This window comes from Liquorilactobacillus vini DSM 20605 (assembly GCF_000255495.1).
Lineage (GTDB): Bacteria > Bacillota > Bacilli > Lactobacillales > Lactobacillaceae > Liquorilactobacillus > Liquorilactobacillus vini.
Genome location: NZ_AHYZ01000157.1, coordinates 1 through 10,368, shown reverse-complemented (window position 1 = coordinate 10,368; position 10,368 = coordinate 1). Strand labels below are relative to the sequence as shown.

Here is a 10,368-nt window from a genome sequence, read left to right as displayed (position 1 = left end):
TGAATGGTGTTTCTCATATGTTGCCATTTGTTGTCGGTGGTGGTATTTTGATGGCTTTGTCATTTATGATTGAGCAATACATGGGTGGTCCAAAGTCGACGAGCTTTATTTTTCTAAATAATGCCGGCAGTTTAGCCTTTGCTTTCATGATTCCAGTCTTGGCAGGTTATATTGCGGAATCAATTGGTGATCGTCCTGCATTGATGCCAGGGTTTGTTGGTGGTCTTATGGCGACTGTTTATAGTGGATCATTTGGTGGTGTCTATGTTGCTAACGTAATGACTAATGCCAAAAGCTCTGCTGGTTTCTTAGGTGGGATCGCTGCTGGTTTTATTGCTGGATATTTAACCTTATTCTTAAAGAAGATTTTTGCTAAATTGCCTAAATCACTCGAAGGTATGAAACCAATGCTCTTATATCCGATTTTTGGTTTAGTATTAGTCGCCTTGATCATGTTCTTTATTGTCAATCCAATTTTTTCAGTTATTAATTCGGGAGTAACAGCATTTTTGAATCACATGGGGAGTGGCAATGCAATCATTTTAGGCATTGTTTTAGGTGGCATGATGTCAATTGATATGGGTGGTCCATTTAACAAGGCTGCTTATGTCTTTGCTGTTGCGGCTTTCACCTCAACTAAAAATGGTGACTTAATGGCGGCAGTTATGGCTGGTGGGATGGTTCCACCATTTGCTACCGCGATTGCTACTGCATTTTGGCCAAAGAAGTTTACTGATGATGAGCGGAAGGCGGGAATTACTAACTGGGTCTTAGGTTTCTCGTTTATCACTGAAGGTGCTATTCCATTTGCTACTGCTGATCCATTGAGGGTTTTAACAAGTTGTATTTTAGGCTCGGCAGTAGCTGGTGGGTTAACTCAGTTATGGCATGTTAGTGTTCCTGCACCTCATGGTGGCTTTTGGGTAACACCATTAGCAACCAATCCGTTTGGTTATATTATTGCCATTGTGATTGGTTCAGTTATTGCCGGTGTAATTTTAGGTAAATGGAAACCAGTTAAGAACAAGTAGTGAAAATATTTTTTTAGATTGAAAAAAGGTATCATTCGTTATCAGATAGCGGGTGATATTTTTTTGGTAGAAAACGTTAACAGCAAAACAAAAAGTCCACCTCAAATTGATGAGGTGGACTTATGATTTATAACATAATAGTTTTTGAAAAATAGCAATATTAGAAATAGTTTTCAGTTGGAGTTAATTCTAATGGACGTCTTTCAACGCTTGTCGAGAAAACAATCTGGGTCTTAGTTTCTCCAAAGCGTTGGATATCATTAATAAAATTATCTAAAGCTTTAGTTGTTTTGAAATAACAGGTAATGATTTGTGAATAACTGCCAGTGACACAATCACAAGCAACTACATTGCCGACTGATTTAATATATGGATAAAAAGCCTCTTTATCTTTTGGCGATAGTCGTAAGCTAACATAAGCTTTAATTGGATAACCAAGCAGTTTATAATCAATTTGCGTCTGATAATTGGTAATGATGCCCCGTTCTTCCAAATGTGTCAAACGAGTTGAAACCGCCGGAGCGGAAATAAAACAAATATCAGCCAGTTTTTTTAATGAAATTCGTGCATCTTTTTGTAAAGTTGAAACAATTTTCAAATCAATTTCATCCATTTGTTGATCCCTCCAAGCATCTCTATGTAATATAATATAACATAATTGTTTGACAATCGCACAATTAAAACTTAAAAATTCAGTTTTGAGAAAACCTTCAAGCAATTATTTTTAAAATTGCTGCTTGCATTTGATTAGGTTCCAGTAAATGACGTTTTTGCGGCTGGTTTTCTAAAAGTTGTTTAATTGTTGATGGATAAGGAATCCCAATTATTTGCTGTAACTGCTGTAAGGCGGTTAAATCAGGAACTTGATCAGCTTTACTGTCAGTTATAGCAGATAAAACAACTTTTGGAAACTTAAATGGACTGGCAGTTGAAACAATGATCATTGGTTGATCATTAATGCTTGCAGCTGCGAACCTTCTAGCAACCTGAGAAGCAACTGCTGTATGCGGATCAATAGCAGCTTGACAAGTTTCAAAAACATAGGCGATTTCTTGGCTCGTAGCTGATTCGTCAGCATAATCAGCTGAAAAATCTTTAGCCAAAATGGCTTGCATTGCTGGAGAAATTCTATAAGCACCGTGTTGCTGCAGCTGTTGCATTAGATCAGCAGTCATAGCCGGGTCACTATCAGTTAAATAAAATAGTAATCGTTCTAGGTTGCTAGAGACTAAAATGTCCATTGAAGGAGATGAAGTTACATAGAAAGGACGGTTTTTATCATAAATGCCAGTTTGAAAGAAATCAGTTAACACCTTATTTTTATTAGAAGCACAAATTAGGTGTTTAATCGGCAGGCCCATTTTCTTGGCATAGTAACCAGCTAAAATATCTCCAAAATTTCCAGTTGGTACACTAAAGTTAACTGGCTGGCCATTAGTTAGTTGCCGTTTTGCTAATAGTTGCCCATAGGCGTAAAAATAGTAAACAACTTGTGGGAATAGCCGGCCAATATTAATTGAGTTAGCAGAGGATAATTGATAGTTTAAATTTGCCAATTGCTGCTTAAAGGCTTGATCGTTAAAAATGTTTTTAACATTTGTTTGAGCACGATCGAAGTTCCCGTTGATTCCAAACACGTAAGTATTTGTTCCTTTTTGCGTGAGCATTTGCCGTTCCTGAATCGGACTAACGCCAGCTTGAGGATAAAAAACAATAATTTTTGTATTTGGGACATTCGCAAAGCCAGCCATGGCAGCTTTGCCTGTATCGCCGGAGGTTGCCGTTAGAATCAAAATTTTTTTATGTGAATGATTTTTTTGAGCCGCAGTGGTCATAAGATGCGGTAATAATTGTAAAGCAATATCTTTAAAAGCAATTGTTGGCCCATGAAACAGTTCAAGGTAAAAAGCACCTTCATGAAAAACAAGGGGTGCAATTGCAGGATCATCAAAGTTTTTTCCATAAGCTGCATTGATGCATTCTTGTAATTCGTTTTCAGAAAAGTCAGTTAAAAAGAGTCGCAGCACTTTAAAGGCCACTTCCTGGTATGACATATTTGCTAATGCTGTTAATGGAAAATCTATTGCAGGTATCCGGTCGGGAACATACAACCCTCCATCAGGACTTAATCCTTGAAGAATTGCTTGAGAAGCAGTAATTTTCTTTTTGTTGACATCTCGTGTACTATGATAAAAAATTGCCATTTGGAAACAGTCTCCTTAATCGTTCTCTAATAATTTTGATCTTAAAGGAAGAATACCATAAATTTGCTTCCAATAATAGCTAGATTTATAAGTGCTTTGCTTGAAACGGATTAAAGTAATTTATTTTATAGTAAAAAAAATGAAAAATCTATGATAAAATAATTTCAATGATTAAATCTGGGAGGAAATTATGCAAGTCATTAAAATTGGAGTTCTTGGTTTGGGAACGGTTGGCAGTGGAGTGGTTCGCTTACTTCGTGATCATCAAAATAAGATATCTAGTATTACTGGGTGTAAGCTTGAAATTAAAACGATTATGGTTCACGATCTGAATAAAAAACGAGACGTTGATTTAAGCGGCATTAAGTTGACGAATCAAGTGGATGATTTGGTCAATGATCCTGAAATTAAAATTGTGGTTGAAGTAATGGGAACAGTCGAAATAGCTAAAGATTATGTTGAACGCTTGCTAAATGCTGATAAACATATTATTACTGCTAATAAGGACTTGATAGCGACATACGGTTCAGAATTAACGGAACTTGCGCGGGAAAATGGTTGTGACCTTTTCTATGAGGCAAGTGTGGCAGGTGGAATTCCAATTTTACGAACCATAGTTAATTCTTTTGCGGCTGATCGGATTATTGAGGTAAAGGGGATTGTTAATGGAACAACTAATTATATTTTGACGCAAATGAGTCAGCACCAAGTTTCTTTTGCGGCTGCCTTACAGAAAGCTCAGGAGCTGGGTTTTGCAGAAGCTGATCCGACTAATGATATTGAAGGAATTGATGCAGCTTATAAGATGATCATTTTGACTTATTTTGCTTTTGGAATGAACATTTCACTTGAACAAGTGAAAGTGAACGGAATTACTCGGGTTAAATTAGCTGATATTCAGCAAGCTAAAAAATTGGGGTACAATATTAAGTTATTAGGAATCGCTAAACTGATTAATGATCGCGTTGATGTTTCAGTTGGTCCGGTCTTAGTACCTGAGGATCAGCCGCTAGCAGCCGTCCAAAATGAAAATAATGCTGTTTTGGTTACCGGTGCAGCGGTTGGTGAGACGATGTTTTATGGACCTGGTGCAGGTGAATTACCAACGGCTAATAGTGTTTTAAGCGATATCATTGCTGTAACAAAAGATATTGTTTTAAAGACAACTGGCAGCAGATTTAATGATTATCGGCGGGATTTGAAACAGGCCCAACCAATAGATGTTTGTTATTCATATTACTTCTCCTTAAGGGTTAAAGATCAACCAGGACAAATGCTGAAAATTACGCAGGCCATGACTAAAGCTAATGCTAGTTTCCATTTGATTATTCAGACGGAGTTAGATGAAGACAATGCTCGGGTAGTCATGACAACTCATAAAATGTCTGAAGCACAGGAAAATCAGGTAGTCAAGGCTTTGAGATCACTTGATGGAGTGGAAGTAATTGCTGCTTATAAGGTTTTGCCAAACTAGGTTAAGAGGAGTCGTCAAAGATGAGATACAAGATAAAAGTCCCGGCAACGAGTGCCAATTTAGGGCCTGGTTTTGATTCAATTGGAATAGCAGTTTCATTATATTTGCAAGTTGATCTTTTAGAAAAAACCGATAGTTGGCAGGTGGAACATCAGCTGGGTTCAAAAATCCCTTGTGATGAACGTAATTTAATGATAAAAACAGCTTTAAATTTAGCACCGAACATCAAACCACATCATTTGCGAGTTAAATCTGATATTCCACTAGCTCGGGGATTAGGTAGTAGTTCTTCAGCAATTATTGCTGGAATTGAGATCGCCAATCTGTTGGGCAATTTGAATTTAACTCAGGATCAAAAATTGCAAGTTGCTACTAAAATTGAGGGACATCCTGATAATGTTGCTCCGGCTATTTTAGGCGATTTGGTAATTTCTTCTTTTGATCAGCAAACAGTTACCAGCATCAAAGCACACTTTCCAGAGTTGTTGCTGATGGCTTTTGTTCCGCCAACGGAATTATTGACAGTTGCTAGTCGGAAAGTTTTACCTTCAAATCTTAATTTTAAACAGGCAGTTTATGCCAGCAGCGTTGGAAATACTTTAGTGGCAGCAATTTTAACTAACAATTTAATGAAGGTTGGTGAGCTAATTGAACATGATCAGTTCCACGAACAAGCGCGTGCCGCGTTGGTACCACATTTAAAGCAATTACGTGAATTAGGACATCAAGCTGGAGCAACTGGTACCTACTTAAGTGGAGCCGGTCCAACAATTATGACGATTATTCAACATGCAAAGCAACAAAACTTTATTGATTTAGTCAATCAGAGTCAACTTAATGGCAAGTTATATAGCTTGCAGGTTCAACGAACGGGAACAACGGTTAGCAAATTCTAAAGTATAAGTTTTAGATTATATTTTTTAAAGACTGCGTAATTTTATTATGGGCAGTCTTTTATTTTGAATTGTTAAATATTGAAGAATTATTCAAGTTATATGCGGTTAATTGTAAAAAAATATGATTGGTAGTATAATTTAGTCCATATGTGAGGACTAATTAACTAATTAAAAGAAAAATTTTGGACGGGAGAAAAAATGAGTCAGAATCAAAATACCGTGCAAGAGAAACGATTATATCTTTTCTTCAAACGGATAATTGATATTGTTGTTTCACTTGTTGCTCTTTTTTGTATGATTCCGCTATTCTTACTGCTTTTTGTTGTCTATCATTTTGGTCATGACCGTGGCCCGTTGTTTTATAAACAAGAAAGAGTTGGAAAAAATGGTCAAAAATTCTTAATTTATAAGTTTCGATCAATGATCGTGGATGCTGAAAATAAATTATGTGCTAATCCCCAGTTGTATCAAGAATATTTAAAAAATAATTACAAAATTCCGGCTGAAAAGGATCCGCGAATTACTAGTTTAGGAAGACTTTTACGCAAAACATCAATCGATGAATTACCGCAGTTTATCAATATCTTAAAGGGTGAGATGACTTTAATTGGTCCACGGCCAATTATTGAAGAAGAGCTTCATGAATATGGTGATCAGGTTGATAAATTACTTTCAGTAACTCCTGGTGCAATGGGATATTGGCAGGCATCGGGACGGAGCAACATTGGCTATCCGGAACGTTGTGATTATGAATTGTATTATGTGGATCATGCATCATTTATTTTTGACTTAAAGATTCTTTTTAAAAATATTATTAGTATCTTTAAGGGTGAAGGTGCGTATTGATTTTTAGCAAAATGAAAGTGGGTTTGTTTTTTGAAAGCTGAAATTTACATTGTTAGCCATAAACCCGTTAAAACTCCGCATGATAAAATGTATTTGCCAGTGCAAGTTGGTATAAGTTCGGAAAATTTTAAGGGGTTTTGTCGTGATAACACCGGTGATAATATCTCAAACAAAAATCCAAATTATTGTGAATTAACTGCCCAATATTGGGCATGGAAAAATCGGCGAGCGGATGTTAAGGGCTTAGTCCATTATCGCCGTTATTTTTCTAATGGCAAGAGTAATTTCTTTAAAAGTTATGAAGGAAAGTTTGCAGATATTATGACTTCGGCAACTTTACAAAAGTTTTTAGAGAAAGCTCCATTGATTTTACCTAAAAAACGGAATTACTTTATTGAAACTTCGTGGTCGCATTATGAACATGTGCACCATATTAAAGATTTGCAGCTTACTAGGCAAATAATTGCGGAAAAATTCCCTGATTATTTACCTTCCTTTGATAAAATGTTGCAGAAAAAAGCAGTCCATATGTTTAATATGTTGATTGCACGAGCTGACATTTTTGATAAATATACTCAGTGGTTGTTTCAAATTTTGCCTGAAGTTGAAAAAAGGGCTGATATCAGTGATTATACGCCTTATGAAAAGCGTATTTATGGCTTTCTTGGTGAAATATTATTGGATGTTTGGGTCGATAAAAATCAAATACCTTATGTTGAAGTTCCAGTCATGTTTATGGGAAATCAGCATTGGGTGAAAAAAGTGGCAGGTTTTCTTTATCGGAAATTTAAGAAATAGACGGTTAGTAGGAATAACAGATGATTAGCAATAAAATTTAGGAGAAAATGGACCATTGAAAATAAAATTTATTTGTTATCGTATGTCAGGCAGCGGTGGAACAGAAACAGTATTAACCAAAGTCGCTAATCTGTTAAGTGAAAAGAATGAGATTACTATCGTTTTAGTTAATAATCCGCAAAATAAAATTTGGCTATGTAAACTTCATGACAATATAAAATTAAAGATTCCTAGATTGAATAATTCATTTTATTTAATTTGGTATGTATTTAAAGAGTTAGTAATAAGTTCAAGTCAAACGAGGATTATAATTTTAGGCGCTAATATAATTAGATTTGCTAGTTTAGTTAAAAGAACATTTCTCAAAAAGTATAAAATATATTCTTGGATACATTTTTCCTTATTTGAGCAGAAAATGTTTAATCCTCATAACATTTTAAAAGCTGATTATCATTTAGCAATAAGTTCAACTATTGCAAAGCAACTACAACAGTTAGGTGTGGATAACAGTAAGATTTTTTTGGTTTATAATCCAATTGAGAAAAATAGATTGATCACAAATATAGAGTCTAACAATTTTTCATTAGTTTATGTTGGTAGAATCTTGTTTGATGGTCAAAAAAATCTTAAAGAACTTTTTCAAGGGTTGTCGAAAACAGAATCAAATATTGGATTGGATCTGTTCGGTGATGGCAGTGAAGAAAGTAAAAATACTTGTTTGAATTATATAAAGAGAAAAAATTTAACGCAACGAATTCATTGGCATGGATGGGTAAAAGATCCATGGAAAGTAATGCCACGAAAGAAAATAGCTTTAATATTGACGTCTAAGTATGAGGGATTGCCGATGGTGATGTTAGAGGCGATTTCTCGTGGAATACCAGTTATAACAGCAAGATTTTCTGGATATGAAGATGTTTTGATTGAAGGGATTAATGGATATAGTTATCCCCAGGGAGATATTGCTGCACTAGTTACTGCAATAAAAAAAGTAAAGGATAAACAACTAGATCCTCAAAAAATAGCTGCAAGTATAGATAAATTCTATTCAAAAAGTTATGTGAAAAACTTTGAAATAGCTATTAATAATAACTCAAGAGGTTGATAATGAGTGAGACATGCGTTTTAACAATCAAAGAAAAGAAAATGATGGATGCTGGGATAAAAGCTAAGAAAGATATTAGTAAATTTTTATCAGCAGAAAATATTGAACAAATTAATCTAGAAGTGAATTTAGACTCTAAGCTTTCAAAATTTTTCTTTTCAAATTTGATATTAGCAAAAGCAATTCGAAATGGTGTTTATAATAATTTCTTTTTTCAGTACCCAGCTTATTCTGCCTTTATTGAGGATAAAGTTGCATATTTTATAAAAAAATATCATAGTCAAGCCAATTTTTTCATTATTATTCATGACGTTGAGTCTTTAAGACTTTTTAGGAATGCTGAATTCAAAAATCGGGAAATAAATTTCTTTAATCAATCTGCTGGCTTGATTGTACATAATGATAAAATGAAGCAGTGGCTGTTGAATAACGGGGTTAAAGTAGAAATGGTTTCTTTAGAAGCTTTTGATTATGATAATCCACAGCCCTTAAATTCAATAACTAATCAAAAATGGAGTATCTGTTTTGCAGGTAATTTGAAAAAAGCAACATTTATCAAAAAACTTGATTTAAAGCATGAGTTGTATATTTACGGTTCAAGGGTTAAAAAAGTAGTTGGAAATGTTCGGTATTGTGGACGATTGGACCCAGATATTTTGCCTAAGTATTTAAGACAGTCATTTGGTTTAATCTGGGATGGTACAAGTTTAAATCAATGTGATGGAGTTTTTGGAGAGTATCTAAAATATAATAACCCTCATAAGATGTCATTGTATCTTAGTTCAGGGTTACCAGTAATAGTTTGGAAACAAGCTGCAGTGGCAGATTTTGTGGAGAAAAATCAAGTTGGTATAACAATTAATCGACTATCAGACTTAGATGAAATCTTAGATAAGCTATCAATAGACGATTATCGACAATTAAAAGAAAATGTTGTCAAGATTGCTAAAGGCATGCGAAATGGTGTATATATAAAAAGAGCGGTGAAAAATTTGTTAGCATTGGAAAAGGCATAAAGGAGAATTTTTGAAAATGCAAGCTGTTTTAATATTAGCTCATAAAGATGTTAATCAAATCATTAGATTGACTCAAAAATTACACAGTTTTTTTAATGTTTACATTCATTTTGATAAAAAATACAAAATCCTTAATTCTGATCAAGATAAGTTAAAGCATTTAGGAGCAACGGTTATTTCTGAAGTGGAAGTTAATTGGGGTAGTTGGAGTATTGGTGAAGCAACTTTAAATTTAATGAAGTTGGCTTTGGAAAATGAAGATAATTCTTTTTTTCATATAATTTCAGGCCAAGATTGGCCAGTGGTTAATCCTCAAAAAATATATAATTTTTATGAACATAATGATAAAATTTATATGAAGTATGATTTGGCAAAAAATATTCGTAGATCTGGAGAAAATATTCTTTTGTGGCAAAAATATTATTTCAATTATGATTCGATAAATAGGCGTTCATTTTTGGGGAAAGTATATCATCGCTTAAGTTTAGGACTTCAGACTTTGTTTCGAGTTGATAAATTAAAAAAACTAGGTATCTCCTTAGAAATTTATCATGGAGCAAATTGGGTTGATTTACCAAGAGATGCAGTTGAGTATTTAGTTGACTTTTTGCCTAGGCATCAAAATCTTTATACGATGCTTAAGACTGGCTGCTTTTCGGATGAGTTTTGGATGCAAACGATATTGTGTAATAATGATTTCTTCTGTCAGCGAATTGTCAAAAATAATCATCGTTTTATAAAATGGGAAAAGAAATATGGCAACTATCCTGCAGTTCTAGATGCAGATGATTTGAATGAGATACTCAAAGGAGATTATCAGTTTGCTAGAAAATTTGATAGCTTGCATTCTAGAAAACTGATTGAAATGCTTAATAATATGAGGTGAAAAAATTGAAAAATTATTTAGTGGTTGGGGCTGGTTTGTTTGGAGCGACATTTGCTTATGAGGCAGCCAAGCGCGGCAATCGAGTTAAAGTCATTGAAAAACGTAATCATTT

Annotated in this window: 11 protein-coding genes; 9 read left to right on the top strand and 2 right to left on the bottom strand. The window is 34.4% G+C overall.

Annotation, left to right across the window (positions count from 1 at the left end; genetic code table 11):
* Window positions 1–1,031 (top strand): PTS fructose transporter subunit IIC (locus ON15_RS08805; RefSeq protein ID WP_010581120.1); only part of this gene is annotated, 1,031 nt, incomplete at its 5' end.
* Between the two features lie 160 nt (window positions 1,032–1,191).
* On the opposite strand, the gene ON15_RS08800 is transcribed toward ON15_RS08805, so the two are convergent.
* Both ON15_RS08800 and thrC read right to left on the bottom strand, forming a co-directional pair.
* Window positions 1,192–1,644 (bottom strand): Lrp/AsnC family transcriptional regulator, encoded by a 453-nt coding sequence (locus ON15_RS08800; protein WP_010581119.1) that lies wholly within the window; start codon window positions 1,642–1,644, stop codon window positions 1,192–1,194.
* Window positions 1,645–1,741: 97 nt separating this feature from the next.
* Window positions 1,742–3,235, bottom strand: coding sequence for a threonine synthase (thrC, locus tag ON15_RS08795; protein ID WP_010581118.1), 1,494 nt, complete (start codon window positions 3,233–3,235; stop codon window positions 1,742–1,744).
* A 190-nt stretch (window positions 3,236–3,425) separates the two neighbouring features.
* Between thrC and ON15_RS08790 the strand changes: the two genes are divergently transcribed.
* The 8 genes from ON15_RS08790 to ON15_RS11520 all read left to right on the top strand — a co-directional run.
* A complete protein-coding gene (locus ON15_RS08790) occupies window positions 3,426–4,709 on the top strand; it encodes a homoserine dehydrogenase (protein WP_010581117.1) in 1,284 nt (427 codons plus the stop codon).
* 20 nt (window positions 4,710–4,729) lie between these two features.
* Window positions 4,730–5,605: a homoserine kinase gene (gene thrB / locus ON15_RS08785; protein ID WP_010581116.1), complete on the top strand. Its 876-nt coding sequence runs from the start codon at window positions 4,730–4,732 to the stop codon at window positions 5,603–5,605.
* Window positions 5,606–5,803: 198 nt separating this feature from the next.
* Window positions 5,804–6,451: a sugar transferase gene (locus tag ON15_RS08780; protein WP_010581115.1), complete on the top strand. Its 648-nt coding sequence runs from the start codon at window positions 5,804–5,806 to the stop codon at window positions 6,449–6,451.
* A gap of 30 nt (window positions 6,452–6,481) precedes the next feature.
* Window positions 6,482–7,249 carry a DUF4422 domain-containing protein gene (locus ON15_RS08775; RefSeq protein ID WP_010581114.1) on the top strand — a complete coding sequence of 256 codons (768 nt, stop codon included), beginning with the start codon at window positions 6,482–6,484 and terminating at the stop codon, window positions 7,247–7,249.
* 55 nt (window positions 7,250–7,304) lie between these two features.
* Complete coding sequence (locus tag ON15_RS08770) at window positions 7,305–8,354, top strand: glycosyltransferase (RefSeq protein WP_010581113.1); 1,050 nt, start codon at window positions 7,305–7,307, stop codon at window positions 8,352–8,354.
* 2 nt (window positions 8,355–8,356) lie between these two features.
* Complete coding sequence (locus ON15_RS08765) at window positions 8,357–9,370, top strand: beta-1,6-galactofuranosyltransferase (protein WP_010581112.1); 1,014 nt, start codon at window positions 8,357–8,359, stop codon at window positions 9,368–9,370.
* A gap of 16 nt (window positions 9,371–9,386) precedes the next feature.
* On the top strand, window positions 9,387–10,256 hold the full coding sequence (locus ON15_RS08760) for a beta-1,6-N-acetylglucosaminyltransferase (RefSeq protein WP_010581111.1): 870 nt from the start codon (window positions 9,387–9,389) through the stop codon (window positions 10,254–10,256).
* On the top strand, window positions 10,253–10,368 hold a 116-nt coding region (locus ON15_RS11520; protein WP_141567410.1), incomplete at its 3' end, for an NAD(P)-binding protein. The genes ON15_RS08760 and ON15_RS11520, both read left to right, overlap by 4 nt.